18 protein-coding genes are annotated in these 20,173 nt (G+C 44.5%); all 18 read right to left on the bottom strand.

Translation table 11 applies throughout. From position 1 onward, the window contains the following. Window positions 1-14 precede the first annotated feature (14 nt). The 18 genes from VQ071_RS07565 to VQ071_RS07480 all read right to left on the bottom strand — a co-directional run bounded on the left by VQ071_RS07565 (window position 15) and on the right by VQ071_RS07480 (window position 20,155). Complete coding sequence (locus tag VQ071_RS07565; protein WP_340513293.1) at window positions 15-749, bottom strand: response regulator transcription factor; 735 nt, start codon at window positions 747-749, stop codon at window positions 15-17. After that, window positions 739-1,917, bottom strand: a complete 1,179-nt coding sequence (locus VQ071_RS07560) for a sensor histidine kinase (RefSeq protein ID WP_340513292.1) — start codon at window positions 1,915-1,917, stop codon at window positions 739-741. The genes VQ071_RS07565 and VQ071_RS07560 overlap by 11 nt, the downstream gene beginning before the upstream one ends. Before the next feature lie 165 nt (window positions 1,918-2,082). Further along, window positions 2,083-4,770 carry a stalk domain-containing protein gene (locus tag VQ071_RS07555; RefSeq protein WP_340513291.1) on the bottom strand — a complete coding sequence of 896 codons (2,688 nt, stop codon included), beginning with the start codon at window positions 4,768-4,770 and terminating at the stop codon, window positions 2,083-2,085. Window positions 4,771-5,015: 245 nt separating this feature from the next. Continuing rightward, window positions 5,016-5,513, bottom strand: a complete 498-nt coding sequence (locus tag VQ071_RS07550; protein WP_340513290.1) for a VanZ family protein — start codon at window positions 5,511-5,513, stop codon at window positions 5,016-5,018. 113 nt (window positions 5,514-5,626) lie between these two features. Then, a complete protein-coding gene (locus tag VQ071_RS07545; RefSeq protein WP_340513289.1) occupies window positions 5,627-6,613 on the bottom strand; it encodes a stalk domain-containing protein in 987 nt (328 codons plus the stop codon). A 43-nt stretch (window positions 6,614-6,656) separates the two neighbouring features. Then, on the bottom strand, window positions 6,657-7,361 hold the full coding sequence (locus VQ071_RS07540; RefSeq protein WP_340513288.1) for a hypothetical protein: 705 nt from the start codon (window positions 7,359-7,361) through the stop codon (window positions 6,657-6,659). Beyond that, window positions 7,361-8,032 (bottom strand): hypothetical protein, encoded by a 672-nt coding sequence (locus tag VQ071_RS07535; RefSeq protein WP_340513287.1) that lies wholly within the window; start codon window positions 8,030-8,032, stop codon window positions 7,361-7,363. The genes VQ071_RS07540 and VQ071_RS07535 overlap by 1 nt, the downstream gene beginning before the upstream one ends. 97 nt (window positions 8,033-8,129) lie before the next feature. Beyond that, window positions 8,130-8,939 carry a nitroreductase family protein gene (locus VQ071_RS07530; protein WP_340513286.1) on the bottom strand — a complete coding sequence of 270 codons (810 nt, stop codon included), beginning with the start codon at window positions 8,937-8,939 and terminating at the stop codon, window positions 8,130-8,132. Window positions 8,940-9,231: 292 nt separating this feature from the next. Then, window positions 9,232-10,335, bottom strand: coding sequence for a polysaccharide pyruvyl transferase family protein (locus VQ071_RS07525; protein WP_340513285.1), 1,104 nt, complete (start codon window positions 10,333-10,335; stop codon window positions 9,232-9,234). Beyond that, window positions 10,332-11,858 (bottom strand): hypothetical protein, encoded by a 1,527-nt coding sequence (locus tag VQ071_RS07520; RefSeq protein ID WP_340513284.1) that lies wholly within the window; start codon window positions 11,856-11,858, stop codon window positions 10,332-10,334. Before VQ071_RS07520 ends, VQ071_RS07525 begins: the two co-directional genes overlap by 4 nt. Further along, the gene (locus tag VQ071_RS07515; RefSeq protein ID WP_340513283.1) at window positions 11,833-12,747 is read right to left on the bottom strand and encodes a glycosyltransferase family 2 protein; all 915 of its coding nucleotides are present in this window, start codon (window positions 12,745-12,747) and stop codon (window positions 11,833-11,835) included. Before VQ071_RS07515 ends, VQ071_RS07520 begins: the two co-directional genes overlap by 26 nt. Next, window positions 12,744-13,487 (bottom strand): glycosyltransferase family 32 protein, encoded by a 744-nt coding sequence (locus tag VQ071_RS07510; protein WP_340513282.1) that lies wholly within the window; start codon window positions 13,485-13,487, stop codon window positions 12,744-12,746. Before VQ071_RS07510 ends, VQ071_RS07515 begins: the two co-directional genes overlap by 4 nt. A 15-nt stretch (window positions 13,488-13,502) precedes the next feature. Continuing rightward, window positions 13,503-14,864, bottom strand: coding sequence for an O-antigen ligase family protein (locus tag VQ071_RS07505; RefSeq protein ID WP_340513281.1), 1,362 nt, complete (start codon window positions 14,862-14,864; stop codon window positions 13,503-13,505). 2 nt (window positions 14,865-14,866) lie between these two features. After that, window positions 14,867-15,826: a glycosyltransferase gene (locus VQ071_RS07500; protein WP_340513467.1), complete on the bottom strand. Its 960-nt coding sequence runs from the start codon at window positions 15,824-15,826 to the stop codon at window positions 14,867-14,869. Beyond that, window positions 15,826-16,608, bottom strand: coding sequence for a glycosyltransferase family A protein (locus tag VQ071_RS07495; protein WP_340513280.1), 783 nt, complete (start codon window positions 16,606-16,608; stop codon window positions 15,826-15,828). Before VQ071_RS07495 ends, VQ071_RS07500 begins: the two co-directional genes overlap by 1 nt. Window positions 16,609-16,639: 31 nt before the next feature. Next, a complete protein-coding gene (locus VQ071_RS07490; RefSeq protein ID WP_340513279.1) occupies window positions 16,640-17,572 on the bottom strand; it encodes a glycosyltransferase family 2 protein in 933 nt (310 codons plus the stop codon). Window positions 17,573-17,602: 30 nt separating this feature from the next. Continuing rightward, window positions 17,603-18,199: a sugar transferase gene (locus tag VQ071_RS07485; protein ID WP_340513278.1), complete on the bottom strand. Its 597-nt coding sequence runs from the start codon at window positions 18,197-18,199 to the stop codon at window positions 17,603-17,605. Window positions 18,200-18,334: 135 nt separating this feature from the next. Next, window positions 18,335-20,155, bottom strand: a complete 1,821-nt coding sequence (locus VQ071_RS07480) for a polysaccharide biosynthesis protein (RefSeq protein ID WP_340513277.1) — start codon at window positions 20,153-20,155, stop codon at window positions 18,335-18,337. Window positions 20,156-20,173 lie beyond the last annotated feature (18 nt).

The following is a 20,173-nucleotide window of genomic DNA, read 5'->3' as shown; positions in this document are numbered from 1 at the left end:
TCTTGCGTGTTGCCCTACAGCGTCACCCAGCCGAACTTGATCGAGTTGATGACGGCTTGCGTACGATCGTCGACTTCCATCTTCTGCAGAATGCTGCTGACGTGGTTTTTGACCGTCTTCTCGCTGATGAACAGGCTCTCGCCGATATTTTTGTTGCTCTTGCCCTCCGCCATGAGGCGCAGCACCTCGGCTTCGCGGCGGGTGAGCGGGTTGTTGCCCCGCGGCACGAACTTGGTGATCGTCTCGCGGCTCGCCGCTGCGCCCGATGCGGCTCCGATCTCGTCGAGATAGGTCATTCTCCGCAGCTGGTTGATGAGCTTGCCGGTTACTTTCGGATGAATGTAGGCATGTCCGTTGGCCACCGTGCGTATGGCGTCGACGAGCGACTCCGCCTCCATGTCCTTGAGCAGATAACCCGTGGCGCCCTTGCGCAGCGTCTCGAACACGTAGCTCTCGTCGTCGTGGATGGACAGGATGATGACCTTGATCTCCGGGAAAATATCGCGCAGCTTCTCCGTCGCGACAACGCCGTTCTCCGTCGGCATGTTGATGTCGAGCAGGACAACGTCGGGCTTCTGCTTGTTGCAGAATTCCAGCACCTGGATGCCGTCCCCGCATTCGCCGATGACCTCAAGGTCGGGCTCCATATTTAATATCCGTTTCAGTCCCTCGCGGAACAGTTGGTGATCGTCGGCAAGAAGGACTTGAATCTTGCGGCCCGAGGCGGTGTTCGAAAGCTTACTCTCCATTAATGTCCAACTCCTTCCGCAGCTCTGCTCTTATTGGTACTTGGATGGTAATCGTGGTGCCTTGACCGATCGCCGAATCGATGTTGATCTCGCCCATCAGCAGGTCCACGCGCTCCTTCATGCCCATGAGACCGAACTTGGCCGACTTCTTCGCCTGCGCCTCCGCCAGATCCGTATGGAAGCCCTTGCCGTTGTCCTTGATGACCATACGTATCGTCTCGTCCTGGTAAGAGATATCCAGCGACATGTACGAGGCTTCGGCATGCTTGAAGGCGTTGTTGAATGCCTCCTGGACAAGCCTGAACATCGCGGCTTCGAGCGCGGTTGAGATGCGCTTCTCTCTGCCGCTCGTCTCGAAGACGGAGCGAATCGAGGTGCGCTCCTCGAAGTCCTGTACGAACTTGCGAAGGGTAGGGATAAGGCCGAGATCGTCCAATGCCATCGGACGAAGGTTGAATATGATCTTGCGTATCTCCCCCAATCCGGATCGGATCTGCGTCTTCAAATCCACCAATTCACTGCGCACGAGCTCCAGATCTCTCGTATCGAGCATTCGCTCCGCGATCTCGGTCCGCAGGACGAGGTTCGCGAGCGACTGCGCCGGCCCGTCGTGGATCTCGCGGGCCATGCGCCTGCGCTCCTCTTCCTGGGCGAGTATAATCTTGAGGCCGATAAGCTGGCGATTTTTGGCTGACTCGAGTATGCGCGTGACCTGGTTCAGGTCACCGGACAAATAATCGAGCACGACGTTCATCTGAGAGCCGATCATCTCCGCCCGCTCGATAGAGATCTCTACGTTGCGGACACGGCCTTGCAGATCGTCCCGCCGCGCCTTCAGATAGTTTTCCTTTTCCCGGTAGACTGTCAGGTCCAACTGCAGCTGTGTCGCCTTTTCATAGGCCGATTTAATATCCTTCTCCGTGAACCGAACGAAGTCCCTGCTCACCTCGGTGAGCCGGATGCGCGAGAGCTTGTAGTCGCGTTCGAGGGCATCGACCTTGTCGATGGTAGCCGATGTCTCCTTCAGGACCTTCTCCAGCTCCTGTCCGAGCGACAGCAGCTCGCGCCTGGCAGCCTCGCAGATCTCGAACACCTGCATCTTGCTGTCTTCCATGACGCGCATCGCATTCTGTATTACCCGATCGATCTGTTCTACCCGATAGTCCAATCGAGCAACTCCCCTCCGCGTTATCCGCCCCGGACTGTCCCGCGTCAAGTGCTCCCCGCCCCGATTCGGCAGGCATGGATGGCATGGATGGAGACAAGGTATTGCCTCCATCATACCATATTTGCGAGCCTCGTGAACGCGTCTGCCAGGACGCCTAACGCAAGATTAGCGAATTGTAATCGTCTTGGTCTTCGCGTCCCAATCTACCTTGCGGCCGAGCTCCGTAGAGACGACGCGCACGGGCACCAGCACTCTGCCGCTGCGGATAATCGGCGATGCAGCGGCAGCCTCGCGCACGCCCGTGTTGATCAGCTCGGGCTTGTCGGCCCACAGCTCCAGCAGCTTGCCTCCGCCGAGCACCGTCGCTCTCTTGGACTGCCCCTCCCAGGCAATCTGCCCGCCGAGCGCGTCCGACACGAACCGGAGCGGCAGGTACGTCGTCCCGTCCAGCACGAGCGGCGCGATGTCGAGCGCGACATTGTTGCCGTCCACCGACGCGGACTTCTGTCCCAGCTTCAGCACGATATTGGTCTCCTGAGCGGCCGCCGTGGATGCGGGATACTGCAGCTTCAGGTTGTCGAACGCCACCATGCCGGTGAATGCGCGCTCGTCCTGATCCTCCTCAAGGTCGACGACATACAGCTTCGTCAGTGTCGCCGGGTAGGACATATTCTCCAGACTCCCGAGATCGATATGGAATTGCTTCCAGCCCGTCCAGTCGATCTTGCGGGCGATGTCGGCGTAGACGATCTTGCCGGCCGCGTTCTTGAATTCGGCGCGCATGTAGTTGCCGCTGCCGTCGCCGTACGCGTCCAGGATCAGCGCGCTCGGACTGCCCGGGAGCTGCAGGCCCGAGCTGCCGTTCAACACTGCGTATGCGTAGCTTTTTTTGCCGGCGCTCGACGTGAAGTCGTAGGTGAGCTGCAGCGCCTTGGTCGCCTCGCGCTCCGGCAGTCCCGTCACGATCTGGGCCGTGCCCTTGGACTCGGCCGGCAGCATGTCGAACGCAACCGGGAAGGCCGCGTTCTCGAACGTCTCGAAGCTCTGCTCCGAGCCTGCGCTCAGCGCGAACGCCGTCGAGTAGCCGTCGTATCTCGCGACCGCGTAGCCGGTCTCCGTCTTGTCCCCGACCTTGCCGATCGTGATGACGCCGCCGCTGACCGTTGCCGTGAAGCCCTTGAACTCCCACTTCACGGAGCCTGCCGGCACGTCGAGCGTGCGTCCGTCCGCGAGCGTCGCCGTCAGCTTGGCCGTGATCGTGCCGCCCGGCGCCAGCACGGTCGTGCTCGGCGTCACGGTCAGCCGGTTGATCTGAGCGCCGCCGATGACCTCGAGACTCACGCGGTCGCTCGCAGCGCCGGCCTTGACCGTCAGCTCGCCGGTGCCCGCCTTCGCTGCCGTCAGCACGCCGCCGGCGAAGCTGCCGATGCCGCCGCTCACGCTCCAGCTCGGCGTCAGGCCCGCCGGGTCGACCGGGTTGTAGTAGGTATCGTACGCCTTGAGCGAATACGACGCCTGCTCGCCGATGAACAGCGTCTTCGGCCCGCTCGCTGCGATGCCCTTGGTCTCCCCGGCCGGCGCCGTCGTGAATACGCCGATGCCGTTGGCCACCGCCCGCTGGTACGTGCCCGACGTCGTCGGATGCGCCAGCGTCGTCGCCGTGTCGCCGAGCGGCCGCGTGATCATCGTCGTCGAGCCGCCGCCGTCCAGGTTGACCGCCTTCCAGACGCCGAGCGACGTCAGGATCTTCTGAAAGTCCGCGAGCGTGACGCCGTCCAGCGCGCCATAAGCCTCGACTGTGACCAGGTACGCGGTCTTGCCGTCCTTGGAATACGCGACCGCGGTGCGGGCGCGGTCCCCATTGCCGCTGACGCCGCTGACATCACGGCTGAACGCCGACGCCTTGCCGCCGTCCATGAGCAGCGTGTGCCCGCTCACGATCATCTGAAAGTCGCTCTCGCTGTAAGTCTTGCCGTTCGTCTGCGATACGAGATTATAATTGCTGGTTACCTTCGTGCCGACCTGCAGGCTGTTCAGTATGAAGTTGCCCGAATCCTTGCCCTTGTGCCCGCGCAGGATGTAGCCGTTCGCCGGGATCGGCGTCTGGATCTGCACGCCGTCGCTCACCTCGGTCACGACGCCGTCCACGACGAGCGCCTCCGTCGGCGTCGTCCCGCTGTTCGCCGGGCGCTGCGCCGCCGTCCAGGCGCTCGTATATATGTACAGCGCGTTCAGGTGACTCACCGTCTTGTCCGGGTACGTCGTGTACGACGAGTTGTTCATCCCGGCCAGCGGCCATGTCGTCCCGTCCGCCGCCTGCACGCTTCCCGAGAACGAGAACTGATCGATGAGCGGCGTCTTGTCCTTCGTCAGCGCGAACGCGTACATGCCCTGCAGCTTCGTCGGCGCGACGAGCAGCTGCCCGGACACCAGCTCCGCACCCAGCGGCGCGCCCTCGCTCGCGGAGCCCGTATTGAATACGTCCCCGTTCACCCCGGCTACCGCACCCGCCGCCTTCGTCATCGCCCCGACCGATTGACCGGTCGTGACGCTGCCATTTTTCCCGGTCAACGCATTCATCTGCACATACGGATTCGTCAGATCGATCTGCATCACATGCACGAGCTCCGTGTTCCTCTTCGTATCCGACGGCACCCAGCTATAATTCAGCTGCTTCACGCCCGACGTCACCATCGCCTCATCCTGCTTCACCAGCTTGTACGTCACCGCCGCCGTCGCAGCCGACGCAATCCCCGCCTTCAGCGGCGCTACCTGGGCGAATCCGCCCGTCAGCGACGTGACCACCAGCGTCCCCGCCAGCACCGGTATACATACGACTCTAGCGACACTCAACCTATTCAACTTCGATTCAGACATTGGTCAGATATACGCTCCCATGTTGTCATAGATTTTGTGCAGGACCTACGCCCCTCTCTATTAGTAGACTCATAAATCTACAAAAAGTTACATCCGATCATAGATTTATATAAAATTGACACACTCACAAAATAAAAATGATCTCTGCCGGTGGTGGCCGGAGAGATCACTGGGTTATATGCACTTCTATTGCGAAGCGTCGATCTGCGGTTACCTCAGGGTTAGCTGTATATGTGACCGCTCCTCGGCCGCCTGACTCTAAGCCATATAGCTATCGCGATTAACAATACAATCTGGCCTATAGCAGCCCCGCTCAGGTCCACCAGCACATCCAGCGGCGTCGGCGTCCGATCCCCGGTGAACGATTGGTTCCACTCGTCCAGACTGGCAAAGACAGCTACGATCAGAAGTGCCAACGGGACCCGCAGCATGAGCCGCTTCACCCATGGCAATAGTGCGAGATGCGCGAACAATCCGAGCATGAAGTACATGAACAGATGCGCGCCCTTGCGGAAAATAAACTCGACGAATTTGTACGGGTCAGTCTTCGCGCGAATCTCGCTATGATTGTAGCGAATCGTCACATTCGGCACGGCCTGCTGGAGGCGATGCTCCTGGATATGCTTCTGCATGAACGGGATAATGCTCTGCTGCGTATACGTCTGCGACGAGAAGTCGAAGATCAGCGACAGCCAGGCCAACATTGGTAAAAGATACAAAAGCTTCTTCAGCGTTGCGATGAACTCGTCCTCCTTGCACGAAAAGCTACTCCCGTTCCCGGCTCATCGGCCGTTCGCGGGAATAGCTTGTAATCCGTTGATCGATAAAATTACTACATCATTGCTTTGAGGCTCGCCTTGCCCGCTTCCAATGTCGCTTCAAATGTCGCGCGGTACTCTGCGAGAATATCCGTGCTATAGCCGCCAGCCTTAAGCTTCGCCTCTGTATCACTCATGATAGACTCGAACTTGGCCGTGCATGCGCTCAATGTGTCGGTCGCCTTCACCTTCAGCGCATCTTGCCTCTCTTGGTTAGCTGCTGCTTTATATTGCAGCGCGATACTTATCATTGAGTTCGTGCAGCTTGTTTTCAGTGCATCCAGCTGGCTATATGCGTTGGAAGTAATAGCTTCATAGGCAGGCTGCGCGGACGAGCCGCCGTCTCCGGATGCTCCGTTGCTGCCAGATGCCGGTCCGCTACCCGATCCGGTCCCTGTCCCGCTTCCTGTGCCCGTACCTCCCACGTTTCCGTTTGATCCATTCGCCTGTGCATCCCGATAAGCCTTGGACTGACCCGTGACCGTACCCGTCTTTGCATCCCACAGCACCGTCGTTCCGACAGCTTCAGACACGAACCGAGCCGGCACATAGATCGTGCCACCGACATTGTACACCTGCTGTCCCGCAGGCAGCTTCTTCTCCACGCCGTCAAATACCAACTTCACGCTAGCTTCAGTAAGCTGAACCTTTGCGGAAGTGGACACGGCTTGCCCAGTTGCGGCTGCATTCGCAAGATACTCCTTCAATGCGACCTTCTGCGATGCTGTCGGCTCGGTCACCATCACCGTCTTGCTCTTTGCATCATAGGCGACCTGCTTCTGCAGCGCATACGAAGCGAATCTAAGCGGTATGTATACTCTCGACTGATACATGAACGCAACCTGCCCCGCAGGTAGAGCCAACTGTTGCCCGTCAAATTGCATCGTTACCGGTTTCGATTCAACACTGATTGGCTTGGATGCCGCTGACGCCGACACCGGCAAGGCTAACGCCAAGGCGCTCAACAACGCTGCGGACGCCATCCATTTCTTGCTGTTCATTCTTATGTCATCTCCTTAGCGCGATAATTGCTGCTTGTCCTGACTAATATTCAGCGTTCCAGGCCGCCAGAATCTTCGACATCGCCGTGACCCTCGCCTTAGACTTTCCACTCTCATATTGGCGCTTCCAGCTGTCGATCTGTGTCTCCACGATTCCAGCGTCCTTGTAGGCCTGCTCCGCCTGAGCCAGCGTGCTGTTGAACTGCTGATCGCAGCTCCCCTCAGCAGCAACCACCTTGCCCAGGAATTGCTTCTGCAGATCCGCGATCGACACCTCACCGTCGCTCGCTTTTGCCCCTGCAATATAAGACGTGACTTCGCTAGTTAAGTTGCTAACTTTTGCTTTACAGGTGGATTGGATGGCGGAGAATTTGGAGTCATATTTGTTACCGATTGCTGTGCGCTCTTTTATATTCGATGGGGACGGCTTCGGAGGATTAGTAGGAGACTGAAGCGGTTCATGTGAATCCGAGCTGCCGCCCTTACTAGGAGTCGGCACTGTATCCGGAGTAATTGTAGGCGCATTTTCAACGTCGTGATTACTAGGAATACTGGGTGGAGCAAGAGTAGCTTCCGGCTCATTGCTAGCCGCTGGGCTATTGGGCAATGTTGCCCTAGCAGTCACAGGAGGAGCAAATGAAGTTGGGCTGGCAAGGTCCACACTATTCCCTTTAGTACACCCGGCAATGATCGTCAGTCCAATTACCCCAATTATTAAGGGCATGCAAGTCCGGATTAATTTCATCATTATTGCATCCCTTTTTCTTGTTTCGAATCTTCATAGCTTTTGCCCTCACTTAATCCGTACTTCTGGGCAATTTTTATCAATTCGTCGTATTCCTTTTCGCTGAGCTTCTCCAGAATAATCTTCTTGGCTTCTTTCTTTTTCTCTACGCTAAGACCACCGCCGGCCAGATCGGACAATGTTTTAATGTCATTGGCGTTTAACCTTTTGAGCATGATCGTCATTAACTTTGTTTTTTCAGCAAACGTAATTTCTTCTTTTACCGTCTGCGCCTTATCGACCGAAACTTCTGCGCTGTAAGAGTGACTCGGGATATCTCCGGATATCTTTGTAGAATCTCCGTTCATGCTGGTCGTGTTGGTAGCGGTAGGATCGGTCTCCATCTGGATAGCAGCGCCGGAGTTACCAAGCTCGGATTGGTCGGGATCTACCGGTCCGGTCCCCTTAATAGGTAAAGCGGATGAAGTCGGAGAGCCTGTAGGCAATGGGGAAGACTGACCCACCTCACCTGAAGGACTTGACGAAGCCATAGCGCTCTCCAGTATGGAGTCAGACAGCTTGTCCAAAACCTTATCGGCCACAAAATTGATACTGAAAAAGGCCCCGACGATTACCAACACGAGAAAACAGCTTAGTCCCACTAGCCATTTCTTTAATCTATTTTTCCTTTTCATAATAATACTCTCCTCGTGTTGGCTAAAATAGACCGTTGATCGTTTACTCTTAGTTGTATTAAGCCCAGTTTACCCAGCTTCCATAGCCGTATCAATGTTATATGACTATAGTTATCTCTTCAACCGATTTCCTTTGAGAAGAAGCAACCTTCAACTCGTCGGGAATAATCCCCACTCCAATGATGAGGATAACATTCTCAGAGTCATTTATCCCAACACAATTTCTTAGTTTAATATCATTCTCTTTTAACACGGCCCAATTTAATGGACAAGCACCAATCCCCTCATAATGGAGAGCATACAACAATGACATTGCAAATAATCCACCGTCGATGAAATTTGAGTTCCTTTCGTTAGCTCCTCTGAATACATTCAAATCTGATGTGACGATCAATATACATTGAATTAAATGGCCAAAACCTCTATTTCCCTGATGAATTGATAATATCTGCTCAACTCGTTCTTTTTCCTTAATTATATAAGTTCGAGCCGATTGTCTATTACATGCAGAAGGGGATTGCTGAGCAATTCTTATGGCATTTTTAATTCTATCTATATCAACACTTTCAGTACTAAAGTTTCTAATACTATGTCTGCTGAAAGCTAGCTCTTGAAAGTTCCCCTTCCCCCCTTTGAGTAAGTCACTTTTTTCAACAATAGTACCTCCGCCTTTTATCTCTACTTTTCTTACGGATACCGTTTTTATTAAATTTATATATCGTTCCTCTAACAGTCTAACTTCTATGTCATTTGAATGACTATTAAGCTCATAGTACTTCTCAAGTACATTTAGGGCACTTTGAAATTGTGTCCTATCCTGTGCATAACCAGCATTAATATATCTCTGCAAAATATTCAATAAATTATTTACCTTATCTTTCCCAAATGCAATTTTAGCCTTATTCATAGTTAGACCTTTCTCTAACACATGATAAGTCTCGCTGATTAAGGATTCTAATTTAATTACATTGACTTCTGAAGAATACCTTAAGTACCTATTGAAATCATACATATAAGTTGAAAGTAGTTTAGGAAACAGCAGAATTAGTCGGTAGAATAAGAAGATTCTCCTCGGTAATATCCTCTTTAAGACCAATTTCATTTATATTCCCCCGAACCTCTAGGTTCTACATATTTATACTTCTGATTTATAATAAATTTGTGAATAATGAATAATACATGAAGCTACCACTAACTAATTAATTCAAAGTAAGTGTTTCTCTCAGGTAAGAAATCGATTCTTTTCTCTTATTAGAAATAATCTCATTCACAACATTCCAATCAATCTCTTCAGTGAACGGCATCCCAGCTTTATAGTTTTGAATGTACCTCGACTTTAGACCGACAGTCTCAATAATATTCTCGATGCGGCTATTCACATCGCTTCCTTCAACTAGCAATTCTACAAAAAAAGGTTTGTTAAAGTTTATACTAAACGCTGCACCATGAAAAGAATTAGTTACTATGTATTCGGCGTTTAAAAAACTTTGCACAAATTCTACTGGGCCTGACATTCCTATGCGTACATTCTTTACACCTAATGGATTTCTAAACGTTTCTCCAAAGGAACGTACTTCCAAACCTGTTGCATGAGATAATTTCTCAATAAACTCTTTCATTGTTTTCGTAAGTTCAAAGCAATATAACAATATGTACTTATTTGTTTTTTCACCTAAATGCACTCTGTCTTTCCACATTTCTTTTGACAGAAGGAATGTGGGATCTAAGTCAATTCTAGCGCTTAGGTTGAAGTCTTGCTTTAAGATTTGAACTCCTTGTACTTCTCTAACCGATCGCTGAGTAACTCCCTGTAAAAGGGACTTATACTTATCTTTGTGTTCTTCAGGAATAGAAGAGATTCCAAAGCTCGCCGCATATGACATGCGTTTGTTACTATTCAATACAAAATTCAAAAAGTAATTCCCATCAAAGCCATGGGCATTATAATTCCAAACTTGGTCGCTTCCAGTAATATAAAAATCAAAGCTATCTGAAATCTCTTTTAGGTCACCATCGTTTCTAAATACTTTCTTTGTTAAAAGTAATTTTTCCTTTCTAAAACGTTCGAAATTAGTTCTCCGGTTTACTTCATATTTTTTATTAAGAACATATTTTAGTTTCTCCTTAATAGTCTTTCTCTCACCGAATCCCTTAAGCCTATATATATCCTCAATGACAGAGTTTCTATAATCAATAATTTCCGATTCAATATTTAATTCTTTTAAAATTTGCTGAAGCGCATACACTTGCAGCAAAGCACCATAGTTTAAAGCTCTATGAAAAGTTACTATTCCTATTTTCATTTTATAACTCCCTTATGATTATGTTTAAAACGACTAGATAACGAGATGAGGTTTATTAGATCCTTTCTTGCAAATAACGCATTAAAAACAAATAAAAATATTAGACTCCACGCAGCTACTGCCAAAGAACAAAAGATCCAATCTATCAATCTTGAAGGATGAATCTCAATAAATAAAAAAGGGAAATTAACCATCAAAATAGCAATTACTGATTTCCCCATACGAATAAATGTCTCTTTATGAGGAATGTGTGTAACATTCTTAGCCATAAATATAACCAATTCTATTGTTCTATACAGGTTCGATATAATGAGTGCAATTAATATTCCTGCTAACCCTATAGTTGGGACTAAGACAAATGATAAAATCATTAAGATTATAGTTTGAATAATTGTTGCTACTTTGGTTTCTTTAAAGAGACCTGCTGCACCAATTAACATACCTGCTGGTGATTTCAAACTATATAATATGCCATTTACAACAAATAATACCGCAGTTAATGGTTGGATATAATTGGTATCACTGATACCAGAAGTGTAAACGGAGACAAAGGGTATATAGAGGATATTCGCACAGGAATATATCCACGCTATTAAATTACAGAAAAGGAACTCAAATGATCTATAACTTTTTTTAAGTTCTTCTTTCGCAGTTCTAGCCACCATATTGCCAAATGAATTAGCGAAGCCATTAGTTATAGCTGCAAGAACTGATACAATGCTTAAAGCAACCATATTGTAAATACTATAAACACTGACCAATTTTAGATCATTTAGAACAATTGTAATCATCAAAATGGGAAAAGATGTTTGGGCCAATCCCAATAGTTGCAGAATCATAGCATCCCATCGTGCATTAAGAGTGTTTTTATCTGTATTCAGTGAATATTCAACAAATTTATATTTCTTTTTAACATAGAAATTAATAAAAATCACTCGTAATATTCCGAAAATCCCCCATATTGCTCGGACAACGATAACACTATATGACAAGTTAATGCTGATAACCACTATCACAAAACCAAGTATATTAAATAATATAGCTGTATTTGCTACAACATAGTATTTCTGATCGGCTGTTAATAATGCTTTATAACGCGATAAGAAAAAAAACTCAAACGATATGTTTGATCCTAATATACATACTAAAAGGACTATTTCTAAATAACTTAAATTTACATGTGAAACCAATAAGGGATATAAAAATGCCATGACAGCTAGTAAGCCAGTAAAAGCATAACCTGTTTTAATATAAAACTTTTTAGCGACCAACAGTATTTCACTCAGTTTTTGATTATTCCCTTGAGATAAAGGATAATAAAGAGATGAAATAATAGCACTTGAAAGCCCCGCTTCAACTAGGGTTAAATACATAATAAATTGTGTAATAGAATTTATAATTCCATTTACTTCAGAACCGTATTCACTTAAATATAGTCTTGGTAAAACAAAGCCAATTACTAAAGTTACTAGCTGCATAAGAACTGAGGATATAGTATTAATTAATGAAACATTTAACTTCATCTTGAAACGCCTCTTTATGCTTAACAAAAAGTTTTTTATAATGTCCTGTTAAGAAGTATCCTAGAAATCTAACATAAACAGGAACATAAATTGTTTTATACAGTGGATCGTTGACTTTCATAACCTTTTTCCAAGCGAAAAACATACCCATATGCTTAATTTTCTCTTTTTTTCGAGATTCATATTCTATATGATGTAATAAATTATAACCAGCCCCAATAGGGTTTCGATATTCTAATCTCCAACCTTGTTTAGTATAACCATCATCCTTATATTCAAAGAAATAACAGACTCTGTTATCTAAGCGCATTGGAGCCAACTTATTTATTTGGTCATAGAATACAGATTCCCGAAGAAATTTTTCTTGTTTAAATGGTGGAAATATATAATTTCGGACTAATTTTGTTTTTAATATTATTGCAGCTTCTCCTTTAAAATTGTATTGCTGGTATAGTTCATTCAAGTATAGATATTTTTTATTCTCTGGCCATCCTTCTCCTTTAGCATTTCCGCCAAGATCACCTTTACGCATATAAAAACCTAGAATATTATTTCCTTCTTCTTCCTCTTTTAATTCAAGGACCCATTGCACAGCCCTTTCATCTAGAATATCATCTGAATCAACACAAAAAAACAAATCTGTCTTGCATAATTTCAGAGCCCTATTATGGGCGATGTGCTTTCCTCGATTCTTTTGTTTGTAATATTTAATACGAATTTTATTATCATTAATCCACTCTTTTATTTTTTCGTCGGTATTGTCATCAGATCCATCATCAATTATCAACCATTCAAAACAATTACTAGTTTGAAAACACAGGCTATGGTAAAGGTTCGTAAGAGTATACGCTCGGTTATAGGTAGGAGTAAATATAGTTAGTATATTCACTTTTTTTTCACCTTTAAAAGCAACTGTTTCATTTTTGATAGTTTAATCATAACTGGTTTCCCGATCACTCCCGTTAGCCTCAGTTTAAATTTTTGAGATTTCGTCATCCAGGATCCTGAAAAATGATGAATAGTATAGGTATTTACTGTCCGTGTAATCCGTCCAGTGAATATAGACTTCGAGCAAAACCATTCATATGGGAATATTGTCATATCAGTTAGCTCTTGAAACGAATTATCCAATTTTATACTGTATAGTTCTTTTGTTTTTTGTGTTATCAAAGAAACATTAGTTGTTAAATCTATAGTTCCGTCTATTTTTATAAAGTTTCTATTATCATATTCTTGTAACAAATTTTTAATCCATAAGTTATTCTTCTCAGCCCCTATTATTCCAGTAGGTATATTATTATCTCCCTCAAACCCCGAAAAAGCTGGTAATTTTAAAAACTCATCTAGAGGCTTAACTACTTCTACATCTGTATCCATGTAAATCCCACCGTAATCCCATAATACTTTTAACCTAACATAATCGGAAACAAAAGCCCACTTTGCCAAAGCATATGCTTCTCTTGTGTAAACGTTACTATTTACATCAAAATTATCTTCATTCCATTCAATTATTTCATAGTCCGGGCAGTGTTCCTTCCAACTGTTTATAAATTTAATTATATTCTGAGGCAAAGGTTTGTTTCCAAACCAGCAATAATGTATTATTTTTGGTATGCGCTCATTGCCCACTTTTTCTCCTCCTTACTACTGTTTCTTTGGGAGTGCATAAGTAAAAGCAATGAATGCTAACACATAAATCCATGTCTTTAAATAGTTTAAAGACAAACCAGAAAACCCAAATACTAAAAACACTATTAAAGGCATACTAGATATAAGCTTTACAGGTGTGTTAAAAGTGTTCTTTAACTTTGCTCGAAAAATACTTAATAAATAAAAAATGCAAGCGACCCCTACAAGTCCGATTGACATAATACTATCTAAATAAAGATTATGGGCTAAAGCTTTAAACTCCAAATTGTTAATTAGACCGATATTAACGTAACTTCTAATTCCATAGCCGAAGATGTACCCGATAGGGTGTTCTTTTAAATATACAAAACAACTTCCCCAAATCTCCCCCCTTATACCAACACCAGAATCATAATTCACCCTTATTAGAAATTTAGTAATAAGATTGTTAATAATATCTGAATACATAAAATACATTACTAATGAGATTGCAAAAATCAAAGAAAGCACTTTGATTATTTTCTTTTTATAAAATCCGCTTCCTGACAATACTATTATTAATAAATACGCTATCATCATCATCAAAAATGATCTACTGATTGTTAAAATACCAATCAAGGATGCGGTCAGACCGATTAATATTATCAGGCCTCTAATAAAAGGCTTTAAGCAAGAATTTAGTACATAGTAAGAGGTTACCATTGAAACCACGATGGCGGAGTAAATCGGCAACCCCATTGCGCCACCTAAATTGGTTGCTTCTTCACCAAATCGAGTAATTTCACTTTCTGATGCTACTAACATCATGAAATTATTTAATGAACCGTATGAGACAATGACTTGGACAATTACAACTAAATAACTTGCAATGTAATTTTGAATCATTCTAGATACGTCATAAAATTTCACATTCGACAAAGCTATAAAGAAGAAGAAATACAAAATTATAATTAATACATTGATTAATTCACCCATCGATATGTTATTTATTTCATTAAAAACTTCTATTCCAACTAAATACATAAAACCAATTATGCCTATAACATTATACTTCGCCTCTTTGTTGCTAATTATTAATTTACCCAGGGAGATCAGCAAAAACAAAAAAAACACATTTACTTCTCCGACTCGTGCCAAATTTTCAAAAGGAACAAATCCTAATATAAAATAAAAGTGTTCATTTGGTTTTGATACTAAAAAATAAATGATAATTATTAATGAAATAATCGATGTGGCGATCACTGAGTTATTTAAAGAAACAATTGCTAACAATATATAAAGGAAAGTATGTATAAATAAGTGAATGCTCAAAGGAAAGTAAATAATATCATTGTTTTGTTTTTTACTTGTCTTAATATAGTTCTGTATAGTTCCCATTTTCACACCATCTTATACAACTTATTTATTAAAAAATATGATTTTTTACTAACCAAAAAAACCATCACTCTAAATTTATTTTTCTTCGTAAAGGCTTTATTTTTCAGAAAACTTTTATCAATTAAATACGAATACTCCTTTTTGTGTAATTTTGCAGAATGAACAATATGGAAGTACTTGTCGACCAGATCATTATTTAAAAACTTTCTTAAAATTTCTGGTTCAATATTTTTGTATATATCCTCTAGTTCTTTAAACGTTTTCATCATATGCTGAGCATTTATTTCCTTATTTTCTCCGTTGGTAATTGACCCTTGTCTAATAATATAATTATAAAAAAGAATCTCTGTTTTTAGGACTTTCTTAGCTTTTAAAAATACTCTTGGAGTAAATTGTTCATCTTCATGGAGCAAGCCCTTTTTAAACTCAAAATTATTGCTAATTAGATAATCCCTCTTATACAAATTTAGCCAGACAGCCATGTGCATGTTACCAGCTTGAAGTTCTTGCAGCAGATATTGAGTTCCGGTGATGAAATATTCATTTGAATTATTTCTTTTATACAGGGGTTTTCTCGTTTTGCCCTCTATTCTCCATGCATTTCCAACAATTATTTCAGGATCGTTTCCCTTTTCCTGGTTTATCAATTGTTCACATGCATTTAGTTCAATAAAGTCATCTGAATCTACAAATAAAATATACTTTCCTCTCGCTACCTTTAAAGCTGCATTGCGCGCATCTGATAAACCACCATTTTGTTTATGTATTACCGTAACTCTATTATCTATTTCTGCATAATAATCACATATTTCCGGACACTTGTCTGGACTGCCATCATTAACAAGAAAAACCTCTATATTTTGATATGTTTGATTAATAATACTGCTAATACAAGCATGAATATACTGTTCCACATTATATATTGGGACAATAATTGAAATTAGGGGATGCATTTTTTTCATCACCGATCTATTTCTCTGATTCCAATTTTCATAAGTAGATAAATTTCCCTCCAACTTTTAATACCCTTAAACTTTTTTCTATACCTAATCGCGTAGTGAAGGCTCAAAATTCCTGCCAGCCGTCTAGATACAAATGAAAAGAACACACCTTTATCTATAAAGTATTTATCGGTATATCCCTCGAACCATGTTGAATTATCCTGTTTAACATGTCCAATAACAGCAGTGTTGGTGAAGACCTTAAGCCCCTTTCTAAGACACTCTACGATAAACAAACTATCTTCTCCAGCACTATACTTAGCTCCCCCTCCAAATAAGAGGGAAAAGTTTACATTAGCCTGCCTAACTTTTTCAGTTCTGATAGCAATACTTACAGCCCCGTACTTCAAGCAATTAAACCACCGCACTCTAGCACTTTTAAGTATATTATACGTAGGTCTCTCAGGATTCATGCTAGGAACATTAAAAACAATCAAGTCGGCATCTGGATTTTTTTTAAAAGCATCACATACAATTTTTTCATAACCCTCAACATATGTCATATCCTCATCAGCAAATAAACATATACTTGCTGTAGCTCTCATAAGAGCATTATTTCGACTAAGGCCTACTCCTCTTTCATTAAACGAATAAAAATTAATTATGGATCCATTGTGTTCAAGTTTAATCCACTCAGTTCTCTCGCATTGGTTAATAATTATTGCATCAGTTTGAATTCGCATATTCTTCAAAATACTATATACATTTTGATTCAGTGATGAAACTAGTACTTGAAGTCCCATGCTCTCAGCCTCACAAGAATTGTATTAATGCTCATAATTCCTTTGAGCTTACTTTTGTACTCAAAATTATTCTTAAACAGCTTATTGGCCCCGACATTAACGCAAAAAAACAATATTTTACACATTTTATTTTTTTCTTTCTCCTTAATTCTGCAAATGCTAAAACTGCATAATGTCTTGCCTTAATATATCTGATATCGTCATTATTCAATATTTCAAAAAATTTTTTTTTATGCTTAAACAGCTCAATTTCCCCATTTATCTTCGAATCTCCGCTCGACATTCCAATTGTCGTAGAATGAATGATGGCTTTTACATAACAATGATTTAAGTATAAAAGTTTCCCCTCTGCCAATATCGCCTTTTCCATAAGATAGAATTCATCACCAGCATCTATCCGAGGGAACCCTCCAATTTGTACAAGAAACTTCTTCCTAAACATCAATGTATCAGTACCTGTCATATGAAATTTCAAATGACATTTTATGAGTTGTGTCTTCTCATCTACATTTCTCAAATAGTCCCTTATACGTTGATCTATCAAAATTCCATTTTCATCGAATAATAGGAGATTCGTAATAGAGTAATCAGCGGCATTTTCAATCATAGGAACAACTTGTCTCTCAATTTTTAAATCCAAGTATATATCGTCATCATCTAAAAAAGTGATGTATTCACCTAAAGCATTTCGAATTCCAATGTTTCGGGTCTCCGCGGATCCTAAATTCTCTGTATTCCTTATATACTTCATTACACAACCACTATACATCTCAAGGTCAGAAAATATCTTCTGTACACGTTTATTCCATTCTAATTCGGCGTTATCATCAACCACAATCACTTCTAATTTTTTATAAGTCTGATTAATAATTGATTCTAATGCTGAAAACAAAGTTTTATCTCTTCTATAGGTTGCCACAATTACGCTAACTAAAGGTAATAACTCAGGGCTCTCAATCTCCATTATAGATGCACCAACTCCACACCCAATTATTCAATCTCTTTGATGACCGGCACCTTCTACAAACCCCTCTGATTTCATAACAACACCGATCGTTTTTAAAATACATTTCATATCTAAGAGAAAGCTCATATTCCGTACATACTCTCCATCAAGTTTTGCTTTGACCTCAATGGACAGCTCATCTCTACCTTGCACTTGAGCTAGCCCTGTCAGTCCGGGGAGTACACTATTAGCATCATACCTATCTCTGATTTCAATTAACTCGCATTGATTCCACAAAGCTGGTCTAGGTCCAACCAAGCTCATATTCCCCACAAAAATGTTCCAAAGTTGAGGCAGTTCATCTAGAGAGGTTTTTCTTAATACTCTCCCCAATCTAGTTAGATATGCATCCGGATTAACTAACAAATGGGTAGGCACTTCACCTGGCGTCTCTATTTTCATTGTTCGAAATTTGATAATCTTAAATATACTTTTATTAACACCAACTCGATTCTGTGTAAAGAATATTGGTCCTTTAGAATCAAGTGTAACCAACACACATAGAATCAAGAAGAGAGGAAGAAGAGTAACTAAACCAATGCAGGAGGCTAGAATATCTATTCCTCGTTTTATTTTTAAGTACATTGAACATTCACTCCACTAAGGGGGTAGTAATTATGCCTATTACACAGGAACATTAATTGATTTAAACTTTAGTTAACTCATGGGATATGATGACTTAGATCCTAACTCTTGGAGCCATTGATTTTAAATTTCAAGTTATGAAACACGCGCGAATAGCGGAACTAATTGCACAATAACATCTTTTAAGTCCTCGGAATTGCCGAGTACAACATTATTTAATTTTTGTAACTCCACATATAAGTCCTCTTGCTGAATCACTTCCGGCTTCCCAATATAAATCCTCGCATGCTGCGTCTTCGTCGCACCCTCTTCAGCAGTCAGCAGCTCCTCGAACAGCTTCTCTCCTTCGCGGATACCGGTGAAGTGAATCGGAATATCGATGTACGGCTCGTAGCCGGAGAGACGGATCAGGTCCTCGGCCAGCTTGAGGATCTGGACCGGCTCGCCCATATCAAGGATGAAGATCTCTCCGCCCTGCGAGATTGCGCCAGCTTGGATAACAAGCTGGACGGCCTCGGGAATGGTCATGAAGTAGCGGACCATCTGCGGGTCGGTGACGGTGACGGGGCCGCCGCGGGCGATCTGGGCCTTGAAGGCAGGGATGACGCTGCCGCGGCTGCCGAGGACATTGCCGAAACGAACTGACGCAAATCGGGTACGAGATGACGCATTAAGGCTCTGAACATACATCTCCGCGATGCGCTTGGTCGCCCCCATGACGCTGGTGGGATTGACGGCTTTGTCGGAGGAGACGAGGACGAAGCGCTCGGTACCGTACTTGTCCGCGCAGTCTGCGACGTTCTGGGTGCCGAAGACGTTATTTTTGACGGCTTCCGCCGGATTTTTCTCCATTAGGGGAACATGCTTGTGAGCCGCCGCGTGGAAGACGACTTGCGGACGATATGTATCGAACACTTCCTCGATCCGCTTGCGGTCCTGGATATCCGCGATGATCGGCTCGAACAGCATGCCGGGATACTTGTGTTTCAACTCCATCTCAATGGTGTAAATACTATTTTCGCCATGTCCGAGGAGCAGCAGTTTGTCTGGAGCGAATGAAGCAACCTGACGGCATAGCTCCGAGCCAATCGAGCCGCCGGCGCCCGTGACGAGCACGACTTTGTTGTGTACATAATCGGCAATCCCCTGCAAGTCAGCATGAACCGGGTCGCGGCCAAGCAGATCCTCGACATCGACATTGCGGATAGCGTTAACCGAGATCTTGCCTTTGATGAGATCATTGATGGCGGGGATGATCTTGATCTGGACGCCCGATGCCATGCAGAGATTGATAATCTCAGACACCTGCGAACGCGGTACGGAAGGTATCGCGATGATGATTTCTTTAATTTTAAAAACTTCGACCAGCGTAGACAGATCCGTGCGATTCCCCAGAACCGGAAGACCGTGAATGGTCAGATGCAGCTTGTCCCTGGCATCGTCCACGAACCCGATCAGCTTGTGGTCCGCCATCGCCGCCCCCTTGAACTCCCGGGCGACGAGCGCTCCGCAATCACCGGCACCGTAGATTAGCGTAGGAATACGCTTGTCCATACCGCTGGACTGTCTGAGACGGATCACACGCCATATGACGCGCACCCCGCCCACGAGCAGAAGGCTGGTCTCCAGCGTCCGGACAGCAACCGCGAGCGGCACTCTTACTTCAGACAGCACGCTCGCCGCTGCATAGGACAAAGCCCAGCCGATCGCGACAGCCTGACACATCGCGAACATCTCGGAGATGCTGGCATACTGCCACATCTTGCGGTACATGCCGAAGTAAGCCATGCATGCCCCGCACAAGACGGAGGAGATGGCACAGTACAAGAACATCTGGTTCACATACGGTTCCACAAGCTTTCCTTCGAACCGGAAGTAGTAGGCGCTGTAGATACTAAACCAGATGATGATCAGATCCACGATAAACAGGACTGCCAGCTTTTTCTTGACCGCCATTTATGCTTGCCTCCGCCT

Origin of the sequence: Cohnella sp. 56 (assembly GCF_037963805.1) — a bacterium.
In the GTDB taxonomy this organism is placed as follows: Bacteria; Bacillota; Bacilli; order Paenibacillales; family Paenibacillaceae; genus Cohnella.
This window is presented reverse-complemented; position numbering and strand designations above follow the sequence as displayed.